Source organism: Streptomyces formicae (genome assembly GCF_002556545.1).
Lineage (GTDB): Bacteria > Actinomycetota > Actinomycetes > Streptomycetales > Streptomycetaceae > Streptomyces > Streptomyces formicae_A.
Map to the genome: position 1 here is coordinate 5,317,431 of NZ_CP022685.1, position 20,725 is coordinate 5,338,155.

20 protein-coding genes and 1 rRNA gene are annotated in these 20,725 nt (G+C 70.5%); 17 read left to right on the forward strand and 4 right to left on the reverse strand.

Going from position 1 to position 20,725, the window contains the following annotated elements; genetic code table 11:
- Window positions 1–16: 16 nt before the first annotated feature.
- From rrf to KY5_RS23065, 10 genes are all read left to right on the forward strand, one after another.
- A 5S ribosomal RNA gene (gene rrf, locus KY5_RS23020) occupies window positions 17–133 on the forward strand.
- Between the two features lie 72 nt (window positions 134–205).
- Window positions 206–850, forward strand: a complete 645-nt coding sequence (locus KY5_RS23025) for an HAD family hydrolase (protein ID WP_098244029.1) — start codon at window positions 206–208, stop codon at window positions 848–850.
- Between the two features lie 188 nt (window positions 851–1,038).
- Window positions 1,039–1,776, forward strand: a complete 738-nt coding sequence (locus tag KY5_RS23030) for a VC0807 family protein (protein ID WP_234362827.1) — start codon at window positions 1,039–1,041, stop codon at window positions 1,774–1,776.
- Window positions 1,777–1,823: 47 nt separating this feature from the next.
- Complete coding sequence (locus KY5_RS23035; protein WP_098244030.1) at window positions 1,824–3,047, forward strand: MFS transporter; 1,224 nt, start codon at window positions 1,824–1,826, stop codon at window positions 3,045–3,047.
- On the forward strand, window positions 2,998–4,173 hold the full coding sequence (locus tag KY5_RS23040; RefSeq protein ID WP_098247422.1) for an acetoin utilization protein AcuC: 1,176 nt from the start codon (window positions 2,998–3,000) through the stop codon (window positions 4,171–4,173). The genes KY5_RS23035 and KY5_RS23040 overlap by 50 nt, the downstream gene beginning before the upstream one ends.
- Before the next feature lie 150 nt (window positions 4,174–4,323).
- The gene (locus tag KY5_RS23045; RefSeq protein WP_098244031.1) at window positions 4,324–5,139 is read left to right on the forward strand and encodes a phosphatase; all 816 of its coding nucleotides are present in this window, start codon (window positions 4,324–4,326) and stop codon (window positions 5,137–5,139) included.
- Window positions 5,140–5,271: 132 nt separating this feature from the next.
- Window positions 5,272–5,481 carry a helix-turn-helix domain-containing protein gene (locus KY5_RS23050; RefSeq protein ID WP_159072587.1) on the forward strand — a complete coding sequence of 70 codons (210 nt, stop codon included), beginning with the start codon at window positions 5,272–5,274 and terminating at the stop codon, window positions 5,479–5,481.
- Window positions 5,482–5,629: 148 nt separating this feature from the next.
- On the forward strand, window positions 5,630–5,728 hold the full coding sequence (locus tag KY5_RS23055) for a 30S ribosomal protein bS22 (RefSeq protein ID WP_003948845.1): 99 nt from the start codon (window positions 5,630–5,632) through the stop codon (window positions 5,726–5,728).
- A gap of 223 nt (window positions 5,729–5,951) precedes the next feature.
- The gene (locus KY5_RS23060; RefSeq protein ID WP_098244033.1) at window positions 5,952–7,001 is read left to right on the forward strand and encodes an NAD-dependent epimerase/dehydratase family protein; all 1,050 of its coding nucleotides are present in this window, start codon (window positions 5,952–5,954) and stop codon (window positions 6,999–7,001) included.
- Between the two features lie 14 nt (window positions 7,002–7,015).
- Window positions 7,016–8,071: a lysophospholipid acyltransferase family protein gene (locus KY5_RS23065; protein ID WP_098244034.1), complete on the forward strand. Its 1,056-nt coding sequence runs from the start codon at window positions 7,016–7,018 to the stop codon at window positions 8,069–8,071.
- Between the two features lie 70 nt (window positions 8,072–8,141).
- Here KY5_RS23065 and KY5_RS23070 read toward each other — a convergent pair whose 3' ends face one another.
- From KY5_RS23070 to KY5_RS23080, 3 genes are all read right to left on the reverse strand, one after another.
- Window positions 8,142–9,362 (reverse strand): DUF5667 domain-containing protein, encoded by a 1,221-nt coding sequence (locus KY5_RS23070; RefSeq protein WP_098244035.1) that lies wholly within the window; start codon window positions 9,360–9,362, stop codon window positions 8,142–8,144.
- Between the two features lie 248 nt (window positions 9,363–9,610).
- On the reverse strand, window positions 9,611–10,429 hold the full coding sequence (locus KY5_RS23075; protein WP_098244036.1) for an ECF subfamily RNA polymerase sigma factor, BldN family: 819 nt from the start codon (window positions 10,427–10,429) through the stop codon (window positions 9,611–9,613).
- A gap of 361 nt (window positions 10,430–10,790) precedes the next feature.
- Window positions 10,791–11,750: an HAD family hydrolase gene (locus tag KY5_RS23080; RefSeq protein ID WP_098244037.1), complete on the reverse strand. Its 960-nt coding sequence runs from the start codon at window positions 11,748–11,750 to the stop codon at window positions 10,791–10,793.
- A gap of 136 nt (window positions 11,751–11,886) precedes the next feature.
- Here KY5_RS23080 and KY5_RS23085 point away from each other — a divergent pair, with 136 nt between their 5' ends.
- The 7 genes from KY5_RS23085 to KY5_RS23115 all read left to right on the forward strand — a co-directional run bounded on the left by KY5_RS23085 (window position 11,887) and on the right by KY5_RS23115 (window position 19,746).
- Window positions 11,887–12,225: a glutaredoxin family protein gene (locus tag KY5_RS23085; RefSeq protein ID WP_098244038.1), complete on the forward strand. Its 339-nt coding sequence runs from the start codon at window positions 11,887–11,889 to the stop codon at window positions 12,223–12,225.
- Between the two features lie 317 nt (window positions 12,226–12,542).
- Complete coding sequence (locus KY5_RS23090; RefSeq protein ID WP_098244039.1) at window positions 12,543–13,301, forward strand: redox-sensing transcriptional repressor Rex; 759 nt, start codon at window positions 12,543–12,545, stop codon at window positions 13,299–13,301.
- Window positions 13,298–14,980, forward strand: coding sequence for a glutamyl-tRNA reductase (locus tag KY5_RS23095; RefSeq protein WP_098244040.1), 1,683 nt, complete (start codon window positions 13,298–13,300; stop codon window positions 14,978–14,980). The genes KY5_RS23090 and KY5_RS23095 overlap by 4 nt, the downstream gene beginning before the upstream one ends.
- On the forward strand, window positions 14,977–15,936 hold the full coding sequence (gene hemC / locus KY5_RS23100) for a hydroxymethylbilane synthase (protein WP_098244041.1): 960 nt from the start codon (window positions 14,977–14,979) through the stop codon (window positions 15,934–15,936). The genes KY5_RS23095 and hemC overlap by 4 nt, the downstream gene beginning before the upstream one ends.
- On the forward strand, window positions 15,933–17,591 hold the full coding sequence (locus KY5_RS23105; RefSeq protein ID WP_098244042.1) for a uroporphyrinogen-III synthase: 1,659 nt from the start codon (window positions 15,933–15,935) through the stop codon (window positions 17,589–17,591). The genes hemC and KY5_RS23105 overlap by 4 nt, the downstream gene beginning before the upstream one ends.
- A 63-nt stretch (window positions 17,592–17,654) precedes the next feature.
- Complete coding sequence (gene hemB / locus KY5_RS23110; protein WP_098244043.1) at window positions 17,655–18,644, forward strand: porphobilinogen synthase; 990 nt, start codon at window positions 17,655–17,657, stop codon at window positions 18,642–18,644.
- 121 nt (window positions 18,645–18,765) lie between these two features.
- Entirely contained in the window at window positions 18,766–19,746 is a 981-nt protein-coding gene (locus tag KY5_RS23115; RefSeq protein WP_098244044.1) for a zinc-binding dehydrogenase, read from the forward strand.
- Between the two features lie 15 nt (window positions 19,747–19,761).
- On the opposite strand, the gene KY5_RS23120 is transcribed toward KY5_RS23115, so the two are convergent.
- A complete protein-coding gene (locus tag KY5_RS23120; protein WP_098244045.1) occupies window positions 19,762–20,637 on the reverse strand; it encodes an NAD(P)-dependent oxidoreductase in 876 nt (291 codons plus the stop codon).
- Window positions 20,638–20,725: the final 88 nt, after the last annotated feature.

Genomic DNA, 20,725 nt, shown 5'->3' on the forward strand with positions numbered 1-20,725 from the left:
GACAGTTTCATAGTGTTTCGGTGGTCATAGCGTGAGGGAAACGCCCGGTTACATTCCGAACCCGGAAGCTAAGCCTCACAGCGCCGATGGTACTGCAGGGGGGACCCTGTGGGAGAGTAGGACGCCGCCGAACTATTTTTAAGGGAAACCCCCGCACCATCTGGTGCGGGGGTTTTCTGCGTTCCGGACCAATTAGGGTCGGGTAATGCGATACGACCTGGTCATCTTCGACAATGACGGCGTCCTCGTGGACAGTGAGCCGCTCTCCAACACGATCCTGGCCGGCTATCTGACCGAGCTCGGGCACCCCACGTCGTACGAGGACTCCTTGCGCGACTACATGGGCGCTGCCGTGCATCGCGTACACGATCTGATTCTGGAGCGGAGCGGGGAGCGGCTGCCCGCGGACTTCGACGAGGTCTTTCACGGGCGGGTGTTCGCCGCCTTCGAGCGCGAGCTGAAGCCCGTGGACGGGGCCCTGCAGGTTCTCGAGGAGCTCGGCGCCGACGGGGTGGCCTACTGCTTGGCGTCCTCCGGGAGTCATGAGCGGATCCGGGTCGGGCATCGGAAGACCGGGCTCGACAAGTACTTCGACGAGGGGCGGGTCTTCAGCTCGCAGGACGTGGGGCGGGGGAAGCCCGCGCCGGATCTCTTCCTGCACGCGGCCGAGCGCATGGGCGTGGCGCCCGGGAAGTGCGTGGTCGTGGAGGACAGTCCGCTCGGGGTGCGGGCCGCCCTGGCCGCAGGGATGGATGTCTACGGGTTCACCGCCATGACGCCCGCCGAGCGGCTGGAGGGGGCCACCGAACTCTTCGGAGACCTACGGGAGTTGATCGGTCTCCTTGCCTGAGCACCCCTGTCGACCTGTGTGAATGACGTGGGTGTGACATGGCGTGCGGGGCCTGGCTGACATTTGTCACCGCCAGCTCCGGACGATCGTTTCTGTTGGGGGACAGGGCCTGAAGGCGAAGCTGTGTGTGTCGCGAAGGAAGTCGCGAACGAACGGAACGCACACAGCTACGACGGAGGAACGCGATCATGAGCCAGCTCACCACCGAGGCCCCTGCCACGGTCATCACGGCCGCCAACGCCCCCGCCTCCGTCCCGGCCACCGAGGGCGCGGAAGCACGCAAGGCGCGGATCGAGTCACTGAAGCCGCTCGTGCTGGACGCGATCGTGCCCACCGCCTCGTACTACCTGCTCAGCAAGGGCTTCGGGATGGGCACCATGGCGGCGCTCGCCTGGAGCAGTGTCGTGCCGGGCGTGCGGACGGTGTGGGGGCTCGTCAAGGAGCGGCGGGTCAACGGGCTCGCCGCGCTGATCCTGACCGCCAACGTCGTGGGGCTGCTGCTGAGTCTCGTCGCCGGTGATCCGCGGCTCATGCTGGCCAAGGACAGCGGGATCACGGGGACGATCGGGCTCGCCGTGCTCGCGTCGGTGTTCGCGGGGCGGCCGCTGATGACCGCGGGGCTCAAGCCGTGGGTGACCAAGGGGAACGCGGCGCGGATCGCGTCCTGGGAGCGGCTGAGCGCGCGGCGCGGGCGGTTCGCGCGGCTGGAGCGGACGTTCTCCGTGGTGTGGGGCGTGGGGCTCTTCGGGGAGGCCGTGGCGCGGATCCTGGGGGCGTACACGCTGCCCGTGGACACCATGGTGGCGATGGGCGGGGTGATCGCCGCGGTGACGATCACGCTGACCATCGTGGTCAGTGGGCGGCTGGCCGTCGGACCCATGGAGGAGATGGTCGAGGCGGACCTCAAGGCCGCCGAAATTGGTTGAGTGATCCACCTACCCACGGGTAGCCCGGGGCCCTACGCTACGCAGCCATGACAGATGTGCTGCGGCGCGGCAGGGCCTCGCTCGCGTTCGGCTTCCTGGTGCAGGGAGTGACCTTCGCCCTGCTGGTGACGCGGATTCCGGCGATCCAGGACCGGTACGGGATATCCGACGGGCTGCTGCCCGTCTTCCTGGCCGCGGTCCCGATCCTGGCGGGCGTCGCGAGCGTGTGCACCGAGCAGCTGGTGAAGCGGGTGCCGCCCAGCGCGGTCCTGAGGTGGTCGCAGCCCCTCGTGCTGCTTGCCCTGCTGGGGGTCGGTGCCGGGGACGCCATGTGGCACGTGGCCGTGGCGCTGGGGGCGTTCGGGCTTTCGGTGGGGGCTCTTGATGCGTCCATGAACATGCTCGGGGTGAGTCTCCAGCGGGCCTACGGGCGGAGCATCATGCTCGGTTTCCACGCCGCGTACAGCCTGGGCGGGATCGCGGGGGCCTCGCTCGCGTGGGCGGGGGCGCACTGGGACCTGTCGCTCTTCGTCTCCTATCTGCCGGTCGTCGTGGTGCTGCTGCCCGCGGCGCTGGTGGGCAGCCGGTGGTACGTCGATGCCGGGGCGCGGGACGAGGGGGACGACGCCGAGGCGGGCGCGGGCAAGGGCGGCCCCGTCGTCTTCAAGCTGCTGCTTCCGCTGTGCCTCGTCATGAGCTTCGCGTACATCGGGGACTCGACGGTCTCCAACTGGAGTGCGAAGTACTTGCAGGACGTCCTGGGGAGCTCCGAGGAGCTCTCGACCGTTCCGTACAACGTCTACATGGTCATGACGCTGGTGGGGCGCGGGCTCGGGGACCTGGGGGTGCGGCGGTTCGGGGCCGTGGCGGTGGTGCGGGCGGGGTCCGTGGTGGCCGCGCTCGGGTTCGCGGTCGTGGCGGTGGCGCCCGGGGCGTGGGTGGGGATCGCGGGGTTCACGGTCCTCGGGCTCGGGCTCTGTGTGATCGTGCCGCAGACCTTCGCGGCGGCGGGGCGGCTCTTCCCGGGGGCTTCGGACTCGGCCGTCGCGCGGCTGAACGTCTTCAACTACGTGGGTTTCCTGATCGGTTCACCGCTGGTGGGCGGGCTCGGGGACGCGTGGAGCTACCGGGGGGCGATGCTCGTTCCCATGGTGTTGGTGCTCGTGACCTTGTTGTACGCCCGCTCCTTCGCCCCGGAAGCGGACCGATACGGTGACGGGCATGAGCGGCCGCGCACAGCTGATGTGGGACGAAGCAGTAACGGGCTATGACTTCGGCCCGGGTCACCCCATGGACCCGGTGAGACTCGCGCTGACCCGAAGTCTCGTCGGTGCCCTCGGGCTCGACCAGGAGCTGGACGTGGTCGCGGCCAAGCGTGCCGGTGATTCGACGCTGCGGCTCGTGCACCGCGAGGACTACGTGGCGGCGGTGAAGGCCGCGTCCGCCGATCCCGCGTCCGCGCGCGGGGAGTACGGCCTCGGTACCGAGGACGACCCGGCCTTCGCCGGCATGCACGAGGTCTCCGCGCTGATCGCCGGGCAGTCGGTGGGGGCGGCCGAGGCGGTGTGGCGCGGGGAGGCCCTGCACGCGGTGAACTTCGCGGGCGGGCTGCACCACGCCATGCCCGGGGCCGCGTCGGGCTTCTGCATCTACAACGACGCCGCGCTGGCCGTCGCCAGGCTGCTCGAACTGGGCGCGGAGCGTGTGGCGTACGTGGATGTGGACGTGCATCACGGGGACGGGGTGCAGGCGGCGTTCTGGGAGGACCCCCGGGTGCTGACCGTCTCCCTGCACGAGCATCCCCGGACGCTCTTCCCGCAGACCGGGTGGCCCGAGGAGACGGGGGCGGAGGCCGTCGCGGAGGGGTCGGCGGTCAATGTCGCGCTGCCCGCGGGGACCGGGGACGCGGGCTGGGTGCGGGCGTTCCACGCCGTGGTGCCCGAGCTGCTCGCGGAGTTCCGGCCGCAGGTCCTGGTGACGCAGCACGGGGCCGACACGCACTTCGAGGATCCGCTCGCCCACCTCGCCGTATCGCTCGACGCGCAGCGGGCCGTGCAGGTCGCCTGTCACGAGCTGGCCCACGAGTACGCGGAGGGGCGGTGGGTGGCGCTCGGGGGCGGGGGGTACGCCGTGGTGGACGTGGTGCCTCGGTCCTGGGCGCATCTGGTCGGCATCGCCGCGGGGCGTCCTGTCGAGCCCACGGCTCTGGTTCCCGAGAGCTGGCGGCAGGAGGTGTACGCGCGGACGCGGGAGGCGGGGCCGCGGCGGATGACGGATGGGCGGTGGCCTGTGGGCTGGAAGGGGTGGGAGTCGGGGTATGACCCCGCCGACCGGCTTGACCAGGCTGTGCTTGCTGCTCGGCGTGCGGTGTTTCCCTTGCGGGGGCTTTTGGCGTAGTGGGGCGGTCGGCGATCCTGGGGCTCCGCCCCAGACCCCGCTCCTCAAACGCCGGAGGGGCTGAGAGCATTGTGGCTGTGTTAGCCCAACTGTGGGGGTTTTTCGGGGTTTTTCGGGTTGGTGGGGGCCTGATGTACCAGCATCGGGTGGGTGTTGAGCACCGGAGCGCTGCGCGCGCATCTGTTGGCGGCTCGGTTGGCCGGGCCCGTGGCCACCTCGCGGGAAGAGAGCCTGCGGAGCTATCGGCTCTTCGCGGCGCGGGATCCGCGGATACTTCTCGGGCTCGACCCCGAGTGGAGTTGGGGGCCCGGTGATCTGCTGCGGCTGATGTCCGACAAGTGCGGGGTCTCGGCGGATCCCCGGTGCACCACGGGAGCCGATGTCATCGATCCGGAGCGGACGTTGACGGCGCTCGACGCCTTCGCCGAGCGGCTCGCGGACGCGGCGCGGAGGCGGCTTCCCGTGCTCTTCGGGACCGGTCATCCGCATCGACTCCTCGGGTTCTACGCCGCGTTGGCGGACGCGCTGTCGGCGGCGGGATGCACCGTCCTCACCCCGGCGCAGGGCAACAGTGTCGACATAACGACCCGGTTTGGCCTACGCACGTACAACCTTGACTACGTACAAGGAGTCGCGCTGGTGCGCGAACCCGGCGCACGTCCCACCGGGAGTGAGACCGGCGCACACACCCACTCACCGCTCCCGGTTCGGGCGGTCCTGGACGCCGCGGCGGAGGCCGGCGGACCGCTTCCCGAGCTGGTCGTCGGGGACCACGGATGGGTCTGCGGAGCAGGTCAGCTGGGGTTTGAGGCGATCGGTCTGGCGGATACGGACGATCCCGCGCTGTTCGTCGGAGAGGCCGAGGGGCAGGTGTCCGTCGTCGTTCCGCTTGATGACGCTGTGCGGTCTGATTACTACCGACCGCTTACTCGCTATGTACTCAATCGAGCGTGTCTGTCACAGTAGGCGGCCGATCGCTACTCCTCTTCCCCACTCGCATCATCCGCCCCTAGTCTGGGGAGTGAGCGCGCAGAGACGAAGAGTCACCGGAAGGGGAAGCCGGTGCCCGTCATGTGCGGAAGGTTCAGGTGGGGTGTCATGGCTGCAGACCAGAGGCCGCTGAACGAGGTTCAGTTTCTGACCGTGGCGGAAGTCGCCGCGGTGATGCGAGTGTCCAAGATGACCGTGTACCGGCTGGTGCACAGCGGTCATCTGCCCGCCATCCGGGTCGGAAGGTCCTTCCGGGTCCCGGAGCAGGCGGTTCACGAGTACCTCCGCGAGTCGTATGTGGGGGTCGAGGCAGGTTGAGCGCAGGGGCCTCCGGGCCCCTCGCCGCAGTGCGCATCGGACCTCGATTACGTCCCTCACGCGGGGACAGGTAGGCTTGGCCGACGTAGGTCGTGTGGGCCCAGTCTGCTGCCCCGCACTTAGTGAAGAGAAGTGAGCGAGGGTAGTCGTGGGCTCTGTTATCAAGAAGCGGCGCAAGCGGATGGCCAAGAAGAAGCACCGCAAGCTGCTGAAGCGCACTCGTGTTCAGCGTCGCAACAAGAAGTAAGCGGCCGCTGTAACAGCGTGTTCGAAGCCCTCCCGTCGTCAGGCGGGAGGGCTTCGCTGTTTTCCGGCGATTGGTCCGTACGTTCCCCTGTGTCCGTCGTCACTTCCCGCAGCGCACAGTCATCACAGCGCAACATCCACCCGCTAGCGTGGGCCGGGACACACGTGGGCCGGGACACCGCCGACGGTGCGTGGCGAGGGTTGGGGAAAGGCAGGCGCTGATCTTGGGCAAGGTCGTGCTCGTGACCGGAGTGGCCCGGCAGCTGGGCGGACGGTTCGTCCGGCGCGTCCAGCGTGATCCCGAGGTCGACCGGGTGATCGCCGTCGACGCGGTTCCGCCCGAGCACCATCTGGGCGGCGCCGACTTCGTCCAGGCCGACATCAGGCAGCCCGCGATCGCCAAGGTGCTCGCCGAGTACGCCGTGGACACGGTCGTGCACATGGACGTGACGGCCACCGCGATAGGCAGGGGCGGCCGGGGCGCGGTCAAGGAGACCAACGTCATCGGCACCATGCAGCTGCTCGGCGCGTGCCAGAAGTCGCCGACCGTGAAGCGGCTCGTGGTGAAGTCGAGCACCAGCGTGTACGGCTCCGCGCCGCGCGACCCCGCCGTCTTCACGGAGACCACGCCCCCCAAGTCCCTGCCGAGCGGCGGCTTCGCCAAGGACGCCGTCGAGGTCGAGGGCTATGTGCGCGGCTTCGCCCGGCGCCGCCCCGACGTCGCGGTGTGCGTGCTGCGGCTCGCGAACATCCTCGGGCCGGCCGCGGAGTCCCCGCTCGCCGAGTACTTCTCGCTGCCGCTCCTGCCGACCGTGTTCGGCTACGACCCGCGCCTGCAGTTCGTCCACGAGGACGACGTGATCGAGGTGCTGCGCCTCGCCTCGCACGAACCGCGGCGTGCCACGCTCAACAGCGGTACGTTCAACATCGCGGGCGACGGTCAGCTGCTGCTCTCGCAGTGCGCGCGGCGGCTCGGCCGCCCCACCGTGCCGCTGTTCCTGCCCGCCGTCACCTGGGTCGGCTCCGCGCTGCGCACGCTGAGCATGACGGACTTCTCGCCGGAGCAGATCAGGCTGCTCACCCACGGCAGGGTCGTGGCCACCCGGCAGATGCGCGAGACACTGGGGTTCAGGCCGAAGTACACGACCGCGGAGACCTTCGCGGACTTCGTACGCAGCAGGGGCCCGGGGCTCCTGCCGCCCAGTGCCCTCGCGGGGGCAGTCGACCGGATCGCCGCGCTGCCCCTCGCGGGCGGCCACCAGAGCGCCAACTGAGGAGAGCGTCAACGATGGCGGACGCCAAGGTCATTCCGTTCGACGACGACCGTTCGCGCGGGGGTGCGCAGCGCTCCGCGCGCCGCAGGTCCGCGCCCCGGCGCGCGGGCGATCCCGCGGCCGTGAGCGAGGTCAAGGCGCTGCCCGGGCAACAGGACGGGCAGCACGACGGGCAGGCGGGCACGGAGCGGGCGCGGGAGCCGGGCGGGGCCGTACCCGGGCAGCGCGGCGGCGGGTGGGACCGGCGGATCGCGGGCGGGCTCTCCTTCCTGCGCAGGCGGCTCACCGGGGAGTACGAGGTCGATGACTTCGGCTACGACGAGGAGCTCACCGACCAGGTCCTGATGTCCCTGCTCAGGCCCTTCTACGAGAAGTACTTCCGGGTCGAGGTGAAGGGCATCGAGAACATCCCCGCCGACGGCGGGGCGCTGATCGTCGCCAACCACTCGGGGACGCTGCCGCTCGACGGCCTGATGATGCAGGTCGCCGTGCACGACAACCATCCGCATGGCCGCCACCTGCGGCTGCTCGCCGCCGATCTCGTCTTCATGCTGCCCGTGGTCAACGAGCTGGCCCGCAAGGCCGGGCACACCCTGGCCTGCGCGGAGGACGCGGAGCGGCTCCTGGAGCGGGGCGAGCTGGTCGGCGTGATGCCGGAGGGCTTCAAGGGCATCGGGAAGCCGTTCAGCGAGCGGTACAAGTTGCAGCGGTTCGGTCGTGGCGGCTTCGTCTCGACGGCGCTGCGCACGGGGTCGCCGATCGTGCCGTGCTCGATCGTCGGGGCGGAGGAGATCTACCCGATGATCGGCAACGCGAAGACCCTCGCGCGGGTGCTCGGGTTCCCGTACTTCCCGATCACGCCCACGTTCCCGTGGCTCGGCCCGCTGGGCGCGGTGCCGCTGCCGACGAAGTGGACGATCCAGTTCGGTGAGCCGATCCCGACGGACGGCTATCCGCCGGAGGCGGCGGAGGACCCGATGCTGATGTTCAACCTGACCGATCAGGTCCGCGAGCAGATCCAGCACTCGCTGTACAAGCTGCTCGTGCAGCGGCGTTCGGTGTTCTTCTAGCGACGCACACGTCGATGGGGCGCTCTCCCACGGGGGAGAGCGCCCCATCGACGTACTGACCTGCTGAGCGCTACTTCACGTCCTCGCTGTCGATGCCCAGCTCCGGCAGGAGGCCGGGCAGGACAGGGGGCAGCGTGACGTCCGGTTTGGTCGTGGAGCTGTCCTTGCCCGGATTGCTCCCGCCGTCGGAGGGGGCCGGGGTGGACTTCTTCTCGGACGGCGGGTCGAGCAGGCCGCCCGCGCCGCCGAGCAGGCCCTCGTTCTGGCTCTTCGACTTCGACTCGGCGGGCCTCGGCTTGCTGTCGTGCTCCGCGCCGCCGCGGTGCCTGCCGGTGCCCTCGGCGCCCTTGGAGGGGTGCCGCTCGTGGCCTTCGGCAGCCCCGGACCGCTGGGGCGCCCGGCCGGTCGTGCCGCCCTTCTCAGGGGGCCTGGGCAGCAGGCTGCGCAGCGGGTCGACCTCTTGGTCTATGGCGTCGAAGACGGAGTTGACCTCGGCGCCCACGTCGCCCAGCTGGACCGGCAGGCGGCCCTGGAGGTCGCTCCAGCTCTCGCGGTGCGACTGCGAGAACGAGGAGAGTGCCTGGATCGGGCCGAGCGAGCCGTCGCGTTGGTACGCCTCGTGGAGCAGGCGGTGGCCCTCGGTGGCGTCGTACCTCATGCCGGAGAGGGCGCGCCTGACCTCGCTGAGGGACTCGTGGTCGAGGGCGCCCGCGCGGCCTCGCTCCATGAGTCTGCGGGCCTCGTTCAGCCGGGTCGACGCCTGGTCGAGGTAGATCTGGCCTCGGTCGGAGTCGCCGTCGGCCATGCCCAGCTTGAGGTCTTCCATGCCGCGCTTGAGGCCGTACAGCGTGTCGCCGGGGAGGGCGTCGGAGCTGGCGGCCGCCACGCCGCTGAACGCTCCTGCCGCGACGCCGACGGTGAGGCCGCCCGCCGCGATGCCCTTGGACAGGCGGGATCGTGGCCGCAGCTTGCGCAGTGAGGCTCGGTGGGCTCCCTTGCGGGAGCGCTGTTCGGGAACCGCGGGGGTGGCACCCTCCAGGAACATGGCCTCCATCGCGGCCACGAGCTGTGCGCGTTGGACCACCTTGACCTCGGGGTCGAGCTGCGGCTTGGGCAGCTCGTCGAGGGCGTCGGCCACGGCCAGCATGCGGCCGTGCGCGGCTGGTTCAGGTGGCCCGGGGTCTGTGGTGGATTCTTCGGACTGCTCGGCCGCCGGGTCCTGGTCGGACTGCTCCTCCAGGGCCTGGGCGAAGGCGTTCGCCCGCCGGTGGGCCGATACGTTCGCGATCACTGGCGGCACCTCCTCTCGTCATGACGGTCGACTCCCCAGGGGGTCCTGAGGGTTGCTTCTCCTGACCACATGCACACGATCGAGTGAGCAGAGGTAGCCAGAGAGCGACCACAGGGAGCCTGCATCCCGCACAACGAGCGTCTCGGCACTTGGGTTACGGACGAAAGATGATCGGACCGCGAAGAATCGAGGAAGTGCCGTGGCGGCCATCTGGCCGCCACGGATGGTGAGTTGGGGATTACGGAGCGCTAGCGCGCGTCGTCCGGGAGGAGGCGGGCCAGGGTGCGCACCGCGCGGTACTGGAGGGTCTTGATCGCGCCCTCGTTCTTGCCCATGACCCGGGCGGTCTCCGCGACGGAGAGGCCCTGGAGGAAGCGCAGGGTGACGCACTCCTGCTGCTGGGGGTTGAGGCGGCGCACGGCTTCGAGGAGGGCCGCGTTCGAGAGGGACTCCAGGACGGAGTCCTCGGGGCTGCGCTCGACCTCGTTGGCGTCGAGCATCTCGCCGGTGGTCACTTCGAGGCGGAAGCGGCTCGATTTGAAGTGGTCGGCGACCAGGTTGCGGGCGATCGTGACCAGCCAGGCGCCGAAGTCGCGGCCCTGCCAGGTGAAGGTGCCGATGCGGCGGAGTGCGCGCAGAAAGGTCTCGCTGGTGAGATCCTCGGCGGTCGCCTTGCCGCCCACGCGGTAGTAGATGTAGCGGTAGACCGTGTCGCTGTACTGGTCGTAGAGACGACCGAAGGCGTCGGACTCGCCGGCCTGGGCGCGTTCGACGAGGTCCATCATGCGGGCGCTGTCGCTGTCCGCCGCGGGGCGGCGGGGGGTGGGTGTTGAGGCGGTGGCAGAGGCGCCGGAACGGGCCCGTCTGCTGACTGCCGCACCGCCGTCCGCCAGGGCATAGCACGGCCCGGCGGGTGCGGGGACGGCGAGGGCGGGGACGGCGGGGACGGCAAAGGCGGGGACGGCGGGGACGGCGTACGCGGTGGGGACGAAGCCGCGCAAGCGGTCGATGACCGTTGCGCGCAGCGTAGCCAGGCCCGAGGCGTCAACCCCGACGTGTGGGTACACGGGACTCCCAGAGGCAGAGCTTCCATCACGTGCAGTGCGGGACCGTTCACCCGTCGTAGCGATGTGGCGGGTCCGTTATGCGTCTGAGGAGAATAACGCTTCGTACAGGCAGCGCTACACCCAGTTGCTCAAATCACCGATTACGTCGCTTCTGTTACGGATCGGAGTCTGATCAAGTACCAGAGAGTGAGCGTTTGTTGATCGGATTAGTTCACATTCCGTCACCGCGCAGGGCGTCTTGTGGCCGAGTTCAACCAACGGGACTGGCGGGAGACGGGGCGGGGTAGGACCGAGGGAATGCGCGCCGACCGGCGACTTCCGGGTGCGCCCGGCCACGTTCAGTGGCGGCGGTTCATGGCGTTCAGTGGCGGCGGCGGTGCAGCGCGATCGCGGCGGCCGCGCCGCCCGCGAGGGCGCCGACGCCCGCGGCGGCCGGGATGCCGACCTTCGCGGCCTTGCGGCCCGTGCGGTAGTCGCGCAGCCGCCAGTCCCGCTCGCGGGCGTGCTTGCGCAGCTTGGCGTCGGGGTTGATCGCGTAGGGGTGCCCGACCAGCGAGAGCATCGGGATGTCGTTGTGCGAGTCGCTGTACGCGGCGCAGCGGGCCAGGTCCAGGCCCTCGGCGGCGGACAGGGCGCGGACCGCCTCCGCCTTGGCGGGGCCGTGCAGGGGTTCGCCGACGAGCTTGCCGGTGTAGACGCCGCCGATGGACTCCGCGACGGTGCCGAGCGCGCCGGTCAGGCCGAGGCGGCGGGCGATGACCGTGGCGATCTCCACCGGGGCGGCGGTGACCAGCCAGACCTTCTGGCCCGCGTCGAGGTGGGCCTGGGCGAGGGCGCGGGTGCCCGGCCAGATGCGCTCGGCCATGTACTCGTCGTAGATCTCCTCGCCGATGGACATCAGCTCGGCGACGCGATGGCCCTTGACGATGGACAGGGCGCTGTCGCGGGCGTCCTGCATGTGCTCGGGGTCCTCGACGCCCGCGAGCCTGAACCACGCCTGCTGCCAGGCGAATCGGAACAGCTCCTGGCGCTCGAAGAACTTCCGCTTGTACAGGCCGCGGCCGAAGTGGAAGATCGCGGCGCCCTGCATCACGGTGTTGTCGAGGTCGAAGAAGGCGGCGGCCTTGGTGTCGCCCGCGACCGGGAATTCCGGTTCCGCGGGCTCCTCGGGTTCATCGGGCGCGGCGGCCGCGGCGAGCTCGTCGAGTTCCTCCTGCTCCTGGGAGGACTTGCGTGCTGCCTCAGCCGAGGCCTCGCCTGCCAACACGCTTCGCGCCGTGGCGGAGCGCCTACGGGGGGTGAGCCATCCGAGAGCGGCCATGTCGTGAGCATAGCCAGTTTGTTCGGTGGTTCCGGAGTCGGGAGGATTCGGGCCTGTGAACTCTCCGCGACCCGGCCGTTAAACGGACCTCGCGCGCGACGCCCGTCGGGCGCGTCGAGGGGGCGAGAATGGGGGCATGAGCCCGATTTTTCGCCGCAGCGGCGGTCGTACGGAGAAGAGCACGGAGAAGAGCACGGAGAAGAGTGCGGGGAAGCGTACGGAGAAGAAGGAGCCGCGGGAGCGGCTCGTCACCCTCATCGGGAAGCCCGGCTGCCATCTGTGCGATGACGCACAGTCGGTGATCGAGAAGGTCTGCGCGGAGGTGGGCTCTTCCTGGGAGAAGAAGGACATCACCGAGGACGCCGAACTGCACCGTGCCTACTGGGAGCAGATCCCCGTGGTCCTCGTGGACGGGGAGCAGCACACGTTCTGGCGCGTGGACGAAGACCGCCTGCGGCGCGAGCTGACCGCGTAGTCGATCTCGTTGCGGCCGCACATACTGACCGAGCAGTCCAAAGAGCCCGCGAAGTCGTCTACGCTTTGGGGCGGTTTTGGTCTCGGGGGCGATGATCGTGAGGAGTGTGTGCGGTTTTGCCCCCATCAAGTGAGCGACGACGCCGCCCGCGCGCCGGTTCCACGATCGCGCGCCGGGGGCGCGTGACCCCGGTCACGTTGGCCGGGCAAATCGGACACCATCTTTGTGCACGCGTTCACAAAGACATAGCCTGCATTCGACGGGGCGGTCTGGGGACGAGTGACCGCCTGCAGCCCCGCTCTACCCGCAGGAGCACCGTGGCAACTGGCCGAACTCACCGACCGGCGACCCGCAGCCGAGGGATTCCCGAGGCCACCGTCGCCAGGCTTCCGCTGTACCTCCGAGCCCTCACCGCTCTGTCGGAGCGCTCGGTACCCACGGTCTCCTCCGAGGAGCTCGCGGCCGCCGCGGGGGTCAACTCCGCGAAGCTGCGCAAGGACTTCTCGTACCTCGGTTCGTACGGGACGCGAGGCGTGGGCTACGACGTCGAGTATCTCGTGTACCAGATCTCCCGTGAACTGGGTCTGACCCAGGACTGGCCGGTTGTGATCGTCGGTATCGGTAACCTCGGCGCCGCGCTCGCCAATTACGGCGGCTTCGCCTCGCGTGGTTTCCGCGTCGCGGCCCTGATCGACGCCGATCCGGCAATGGCCGGAAAGCCCGTCGCGGGGATCTCTGTGCAGCACACCGACGAGCTCGAAAAGATCATCGAGGACAACGGCGTCTCCATCGGCGTCATCGCGACCCCGGCCGGTGCCGCCCAGCAGGTCTGCGAGCGGCTGGTGGCCGCCGGTGTGACCTCCATCCTGAACTTCGCGCCGACCGTCCTGTCCGTCCCGGACGGCGTCGACGTGCGCAAGGTCGACCTCTCCATCGAGCTCCAGATCCTCGCCTTCCACGAGCAGCGCAAGGCCGGTGAGGAAGCGGCGGCCGCCGACGGCGTGCTGCCGCCCGCCGCCGCCAAGCAGCAGCGCAAGGGACCCGACGGGGACGTCCCCGCCGTGATGCCGGCATGAGTCTCCTGGTCGTGGGGCTGAGTCACCGCAGCGCACCGGTCAGCGTCCTCGAGCGGGCCGCGCTCGACGTGGACGCGCAGGCCAAGCTGTTGCAGGACACGCTCGCCGCCGAGCCCGCCGCCGAGGCCGCGGTGCTCGCCACGTGCAACCGCATCGAGCTCTACGCCGACGTGGACAAGTTCCACGCGGGCGTCGCCGAGCTGTCCACGCTGCTCGCGCGGCACAGCGGCGTCAGCCTCGAAGAGCTCACCCCTTATCTGTACGTCCACTACGAGGACCGGGCGGTCCACCACCTCTTCTCGGTGGCCTGCGGACTCGACTCGATGGTCGTCGGCGAGGGGCAGATCCTCGGGCAGATCAAGGACGCCCTGGCGCGCTCGCAGGAGCTGCACACCGCGGGCAAGCTCCTCAACGACCTCTTCCAGCAGGCCCTGCGCGTCGGCAAGCGGGCGCACTCGGAGACCGGCATCGACCGGGCCGGGCAGTCGCTCGTCACCTTCGGACTCGAACAGCTCGCCGTGCGCGAGCCGGTGGAGACCTGGGCCAAGGGCAAGCGCGTCCTGGTGATCGGCGCGGGCTCCATGTCCTCGCTGGCCGCGGCGACGCTCGCGCGCGCCGGGGTCGAGGAAGTCGTCGTCGCCAACCGCACGTTGGAGCGCGCCGAGCGGCTCGCCGAGATCCTGAGCGGGCCCGGCGGCACCGGCGTGAGCGCGCGTGCCGTCCCCATGGACTCCGTCGCGGACGAACTGACACGTGCCGACGTGGCCGTCTCCTGTACCGGCGCGACCGGTCTCGTGCTGACCGCGGAGGCCATCACGGCGGCCGTCGCCGGACGCACGCCCACCGCGGGCAGCCGGGTCGAAAGCCCCGCGGAGAAGGCCGTACGACCGGTCGTCGCGGGCGACGAGGACTGCCCCTTCGACCTCTCCGCGCCCGGCGGTTTCTCCGTCGCCGGTGAGGACGCCGTCGCGGGCATGGACGCCGCGACCCTGGAACAGCACGCCGCCTGGGTGGACAACGCGCCCGCCGAGCGGCGTGAGAGCGGACCGCAGGCGGAGGCCGGGGCCATCGCCGCCCTGGTGACGGCCGCGAGCGCGTCGGGCCGGGTGCCCGAGCTGCGCCGTCCCTCGCCGTCGCCGTCGGCGGGGCCCGCCCGTACCGCTGTGCTCGCGCTGCTCGACCTCGCCATGCCGCGGGACATCGACGCCGCCGTGCACCGCGTCGACGGGGTGCGCCTGGTCGACATCGAGTCGCTCGCCGAGGCGTCCGCGGACGCCCCGATGGCCGACGACGTGGAGATGGTGCGGGGCATCGTCTCCGACGAGGTCGCCGCGTTCGGTGCCGCGCAGCGGGCCGCGCACATCACGCCGACCGTGGTCGCCCTGCGCACCATGGCCGCCGACGTGGTGGCCGGTGAGATGGCGCGCCTCGAAGGGCGCCTGCCGGGACTTGAGGACAAGCAACGCGCGGAGATCACGCAGACCGTGCGCCGCGTCGTCGACAAGCTGCTGCACGCGCCGACGGTGCGGGTCAAGCAGCTGGCCAGTGAGCCGGGCGGCGCCGGGTACGCGGACGCGCTGCGCACGCTGTTCGACCTCGACCCGCAGACGGTCGCCGCGGTCAGCCGCGCCGACCACACGAACAACGAGAACGACGACCCGAATCGAGGCCGGGCATGACCGAGAGGGCCCTCAGGCTCGGGACCAGGCGCAGCAAGCTGGCCATGGCCCAGTCCGGCCAAGTGGCCGAGGCCGTACAGCAGTTGACGGGCAGGACCGTCGAGCTCGTGGAGATCACCACGTACGGCGACACCTCCCGCGAGCACCTGGCGCAGATCGGCGGCACCGGTGTGTTCGTCGCCGCCCTGCGCGAGGCGCTCGCCCGCGACGAGGTCGACTTCGCCGTGCACTCGCTCAAGGACCTGCCCACCGCGCAGCCCGACGAGCTGACCCTCGCCGCCGTGCCGGTGCGCGAGGACCCGCGCGACATCATGGTCGCGCGCGACGGCATGACCTTCCCCGAGCTGCCGAACGGCGCCCGCGTGGGCACGGGGTCGCCGCGCCGCATGGCGCAGCTGAACGCCTACGCGCGCAGCCACGGCATGACCATCGAGACCGTGCCGATCCGAGGGAACATCGACACCCGCATCGGATACGTGCACAAGGGAGAGCTCGACGCCGTCGTGCTCGCCGCAGCCGGACTCAGCCGCGTCGGCAAGCTCGACGAGGTGACCGACTTCCTGTCGGTCGACACTGTTCTGCCCGCCCCCGGCCAGGGGGCACTGGCGATCGAATGTGCCGCGCACAACGCGTCACTCGCCGCCGCGCTCGCCGAGCTCGACGACCCGTACACCCGGGCCGCCGTGACCGCCGAGCGGTCCCTGCTCGCCGCCCTGGAAGCCGGTTGCAGCGCCCCCGTGGGCGCGCTGGCCGACTTGCTGGCCGACGGGCAGATTGTCAAGGAAATGCGCCTGCGCGGCGTCGTCGGTACGACCGACGGCTCGACGCTGGTGCAGCTGTCCACCACCGGTCCCGTGCCCGAGACGGAGACCCAAGCCATGGCGCTGGGCCGCGAACTCGCGGCCGAGATGCTCGCCAAGGGCGCGGCCGGTCTGATGGGGGAGCGAGCACTTTGAGCCCCACCTCGAACCTTCCCGGCACTCCCGCACACGGGCACGTCACCTTCCTGGGTGCCGGACCCGGAGATCCGGGACTGCTGACCCTGCGCGCCGTCGAGGCGCTGGCCCGAGCGGATGTGCTGATCGCCGAGCCCGATGTGCTCGACGTCGTCCGCCCGCACGCCAGGGGAGGTGTGGACACACCCCGGCCGACGGTTGCTGACGAGGCGTCAGCGGCCGTTGACACGCCCTCTGCCCGAGCCGCCGCCAATCTTGTCATGGAGGCAGCGAGGGGCGGCAGGCGGGTCGTGCGCGCGGTCAGCGGCGATCCGGGCCTCGACACCTACGCGGCGGGCGAGATGCTCGCCTGCGCCGCCGAGGGCATCTCCTTCGAGGTGGTGCCCGGCATCGCGGCCGCCGTCGGCGTGCCCGCCTACGCGGGTGTGCCGCTGCGCGACGCGGAGGGCACGGACGTGCGCTTCGTCGACGCCCGTACGGCGTCGGACCGTTGCTGGAACGAGGTGGGTGTCTCGGACGGCACTGTCGTCGTCTCCACGTCGCTCGACTCGGTGGCGTCGGCCGCCGGTGAGCTGGTGTCCGCGGGCCGCAAGCCCGACACCCCGATGACCGTGACGGTGGCCGGTACGACGACGCGCCAGCGCACCTGGACCGCGACGCTCGGCACCATCGCGCAGGTCCTCAAGCAGGCCAAGGTGCTGCCGTCGCCGGACGGCGGGCAGCCCGTCATAGTCGTGGTCGGCGAACGCTCGGCCGCCGCCCAGCGCGACCAGCTGTCGTGGTTCGAGTCGAAGCCGCTCTTCGGGTGGCGGGTGCTGGTGCCGCGCACGAAGGAGCAGGCGGCCTCGCTCTCCGACCAGCTGCGTTCGTACGGCGCGGTGCCGCACGAGGTGCCGACCATCGCGGTCGAACCGCCGCGCACGCCCCAGCAGATGGAGCGCGCGGTCAAGGGCCTCGTCACGGGTCGCTACGAGTGGATCGCCTTCACCAGCGTCAACGCGGTCAAGGCGGTGCGCGAGAAGTTCGAGGAGTACGGGCTCGACGCGCGGGCCTTCGCCGGGATCAAGGTCGCGGCCGTCGGCGAGCAGACCGCCGCCGCGCTGATCGCCTTCGGCGTCAAGCCGGACCTGGTGCCCAGCGGTGAGCAGTCCGCCGCCGGTCTCCTTGAGGACTGGCCGCCGTACGACCCGGTCTTCGACCCGATCGACCGCGTCTTCCTGCCGCGGGCCGACATCGCCACGGAGACTCTGGTCGCGGGCCTGATCGACCTCGGCTGGGAGGTCGACGACGTCACCGCCTACCGGACCGTGCGCGCTTCGCCGCCGCCGGCCGAGACGCGCGAGGCGATCAAGGGCGGTGGCTTCGACGCCGTGCTCTTCACCTCCTCGTCGACCGTGCGGAACCTCGTCGGCATCGCGGGCAAGCCGCACAACGTGACCGTGATCGCGTGTATCGGCCCGGCGACGGCCAAGACCGCGGAGGAGCACGGGCTCCGGGTGGACGTGATGGCTCCCGAGCCGTCGGTCCACAAGCTGGCCGAGGCGTTGGCCGAGTTCGGATCTCGGCGGAGAGCCGCGTCGCTGGAGGCGGGGGACCCTGTCACCCGGCCCAGTGAGCGTCGGCCCGGTTCGCGTCGGCGACGCACCGCGCCGTAGGTTCGGTGGGGCGGGCCTGCGGCCCGCCCCACAACAGCAGCACCACGAATCCAGGTGACGTCAGTGACTAAGTACGGATCCTTCCCCGGAGCGCGGCCGCGTCGGCTGCGGACCACCCCCGCCATGCGGCGCATGGTCGCCGAGACGCGGCTGCATCCGGCCGATCTGATCCTGCCCGCGTTCGTGCGCGAGGGCATCAGCTCGCCGGTGGAGATCGGCGCGATGCCCGGGGTCTTCCAGCACACCCGCGACTCCCTGAAGAAGGCCGCCGTCGAGGCGATGGAGGCCGGGGTCTCCGGGATCATGCTCTTCGGCGTCCCCGAGGAGTCCAAGAAGGACGCCCTCGGCACGCCCGGCACCGACCCGGACGGCATCCTCCAGGTCGCGCTCCGCGACGTGCGGGCCGAGGTCGGTGACGACCTCATCGTCATGTCCGACCTGTGCCTGGACGAGACCACCGACCACGGGCACTGCGGTGTGCTCGACGACAAGGGCCGCGTCGACAACGACGCGACCCTTGAGCGGTACGCAGAGATGGCCCAGGTCCAGGCCGACGCGGGCGCCCACGTGGTGGGTCCCAGCGGCATGATGGACGGTCAGATCGGCGTCATCCGCGACGCGTTGGACCAGGTCGGCCACGAGGACGTGTCGATCCTCGCGTACGCCGTGAAGTACTCCTCCGCCTTCTTCGGCCCGTTCCGCGAGGCGGTCGGCTCGTCGCTCAAGGGTGACCGCAAGACGTACCAGCAGGACGCGGCCAACAGCCGTGAGTCCCTGCGGGAGCTTGCGCTCGACCTGGAGGAGGGCGCGGACATGGTCATGGTCAAGCCCGCGGGGCCCTACCTCGACATCCTGGCGAAGGTCGCCGACGCGGTGGAGGTGCCGGTTGCCGCGTACCAGATCAGTGGGGAGTACTCCATGATCGAGGCGGCGGCTCAGCGGGGCTGGATTGACAGGGATGCGGCGATCATGGAATCCCTGACGGGGATCAAGCGGGCGGGCGCGAACATGATTCTTACGTACTGGGCCACTGAGGTCGCTCGTCGGCTTTAGCGCCGTGCTGGTTGCTCGCGCAGTTCCCCGCGCCCCTTACGGGGCGCTCCTCTTGACCTCAAGTCCGCTTTAGGTCAGAGGGTGGTGTGCATCGACGTTCTGACGTTTTGGGGAGCACACCATGCGCGCTGTTGTTCTGCACGAGTTCGGGTCCGCCGAGAACCTGCGGTACGAGACCCTGCCCGATCCCGTCGCCGGGGTCGGGCAGGTGCGGATCGCCGTGCGGGCCGCGGGAGTTCACTTCGTCGAGACCGTGATGCGTCGGGGCGATGCCTCCGACATGGCGCCGCCGCTGCCCGAGTTGCCCGCCGTCCTCGGTGGTGAGGTCGCAGGGACCGTGGACGCCGTGGGGCCGGGCGTCGATCCCGAGTGGCTGGGGCGGTCCGTGGTGGCCTCGCGTACGACGCCCGGTGGGTACGCCGAGCTGTCCGTCGCCGACGTCGAAGGGCTGCATGTGCTGCCCGTCGGACTCAGGCCCGAGGACGCGGTGACCATGGTGATGACCGGGGCGACCACCATGGGGCTGCTCGATTCCGCTCAACTCAAGCCCGACGACGTGGTGTTGGTGACCTCCGCCGCCGGTGGGGTCGGGCGGCTCGTCGTGCAGTACGCCCACGCGCTCGGTGCCACCGTTGTCGGCGCGGCGGGCGGGGACGCCAAGACCGCTGACGTACGGGCCCTGGGCGCCGATGTCGTCGTCGACTACAACGAGGCCGGGTGGGCGGACGCCGTCCGTGAGCGGCTCGGCGCGGAGCGGCCCGTCAGCGTCGTGCTCGATGGCGTGGGCGGTCAGAAGGCGGCCGGTGCCTATGAGTTGCTCGGCGAGGGCGGGCGGTTCGTGGCCATCGGGTGGGCCTCGCAGGAGCCCTTCGAGCCGACGCCCGAGGAACTCGCCGAGCACGGCACGTCGTACGTGAATGCCTTGCTGGAGCTGATCGGCAGCCCCGAGCGTGCCCCCGAGCGCGAGCGGGCCGCCCTGGAGGCCGCCGCCAAGGGGGAGTTGGTGGCCGCCTGGCAGGCGTTCCCGCTGGCGCGGGCGGCCGACGCGCATGCCGCGATGGAGCGGCGCGAGACCACGGGGAAGGTCGTGCTCGTCCCCTGAGGGGGCGGTGATCGCTCAGTCCTTCTTGAGTAGCAGGGCCAGGCGGGACAGGCCGTCGGCGCCGTGGCCCTGCTCGACCGCCCGGTCCAGGAGGTCCTGGAGCGGGTCGAACAGGTCGGTGCGCAGGCCCTGTTCGTTGAACGCGCTGGTGAAGTTGGCGAACGCCTGGCGGTTCATGGCGAGGTTCGAGACGTCCGTGAGGTGCCGGCCCGAGTCCAGCGCCTCGGCGCCGCCCGGCACCAGGCCGTGCGTCATCGCGACGATGAAGTCGGTGAGCAGCGGGGCGAACTCGCGGGCCGGGATGCCCTCGCTGCCGATCAGCGCGTACGCCTGGGAGACGCCCATCACCATGCCGTACATGCCGGTGAGCAGGGACAGGTCGTAGAGCGCCGCGAGGCCCGGGTCGGTGCCGACCCACTTGGTGTCGGCGAGTGCGGAGAGGGTCTCGCGGTGCGTCGCGAAGGCCGCCTCGTCCCTGCCGCTGTAGAGGATGTACGCGCCGGGCGTCGCGATCATCTGCGGTACGGCCATGATGCCGCCGTCGATGTAGGTGATGCCGTGCGCCGCCGCCCAGTCCGCGAGCTCCCTCGCCTGGGCCGGGGAGCCGTTGGTGAGGTTCACGACCGTGCGGCCCTTGAGGGCGGTGGCCTCGGGTTCGAGCAGGGCGCGGACGTTGTCGTTGGTGGTGAGGCAGACGATGACGAGGGGCGCGGCTTCGATGGCGTCCTTCGCCGTGACGGCCGGGGTCGCGCCCTGGGCGGCGAGCGGTCCCGTCTTGGCGGCGGTGCGGTTCCACACGGTGGTGGCGTGGCCCGCCTTGAGCAGCGCGGCGGCGAGGGCGGAGCCCATGAGGCCGAGGCCGAGGACGGTGACGGGGGACTGGGTGGGCATGGCTGGGGAGCTCCTGTCGGAGGTGGTTTCCGGTGGGGACGCCTTCGATCCTTCCCGGCGGCGCGAAGGGCGACAAGTACCGACTTTT

Bases quoted from the DNA above. Each gene is read 5' to 3' on its own strand.
- hemC (WP_098244041.1), top strand. From the start codon at position 14,977: ATGACCGAGAGGGCCCTCAGGCTCGGGACCAGGCGCAGCAAGCTGGCC.
- KY5_RS23080 (WP_098244037.1), bottom strand. From the start codon at position 11,750: ATGGCCGCTCTCGGATGGCTCACCCCCCGTAGGCGCTCCGCCACGGCG.
- KY5_RS23030 (WP_234362827.1), top strand. From the start codon at position 1,039: ATGAGCCAGCTCACCACCGAGGCCCCTGCCACGGTCATCACGGCCGCC.
- KY5_RS23120 (WP_098244045.1), bottom strand. From the start codon at position 20,637: ATGCCCACCCAGTCCCCCGTCACCGTCCTCGGCCTCGGCCTCATGGGC.
- KY5_RS23065 (WP_098244034.1), top strand. From the start codon at position 7,016: ATGGCGGACGCCAAGGTCATTCCGTTCGACGACGACCGTTCGCGCGGG.
- KY5_RS23115 (WP_098244044.1), top strand. From the start codon at position 18,766: ATGCGCGCTGTTGTTCTGCACGAGTTCGGGTCCGCCGAGAACCTGCGG.
- KY5_RS23085 (WP_098244038.1), top strand. From the start codon at position 11,887: ATGAGCCCGATTTTTCGCCGCAGCGGCGGTCGTACGGAGAAGAGCACG.
- KY5_RS23050 (WP_159072587.1), top strand. From the start codon at position 5,272: ATGGCTGCAGACCAGAGGCCGCTGAACGAGGTTCAGTTTCTGACCGTG.
- KY5_RS23035 (WP_098244030.1), top strand. From the start codon at position 1,824: ATGACAGATGTGCTGCGGCGCGGCAGGGCCTCGCTCGCGTTCGGCTTC.
- KY5_RS23025 (WP_098244029.1), top strand. From the start codon at position 206: ATGCGATACGACCTGGTCATCTTCGACAATGACGGCGTCCTCGTGGAC.
- KY5_RS23095 (WP_098244040.1), top strand. From the start codon at position 13,298: ATGAGTCTCCTGGTCGTGGGGCTGAGTCACCGCAGCGCACCGGTCAGC.
- KY5_RS23040 (WP_098247422.1), top strand. From the start codon at position 2,998: ATGAGCGGCCGCGCACAGCTGATGTGGGACGAAGCAGTAACGGGCTAT.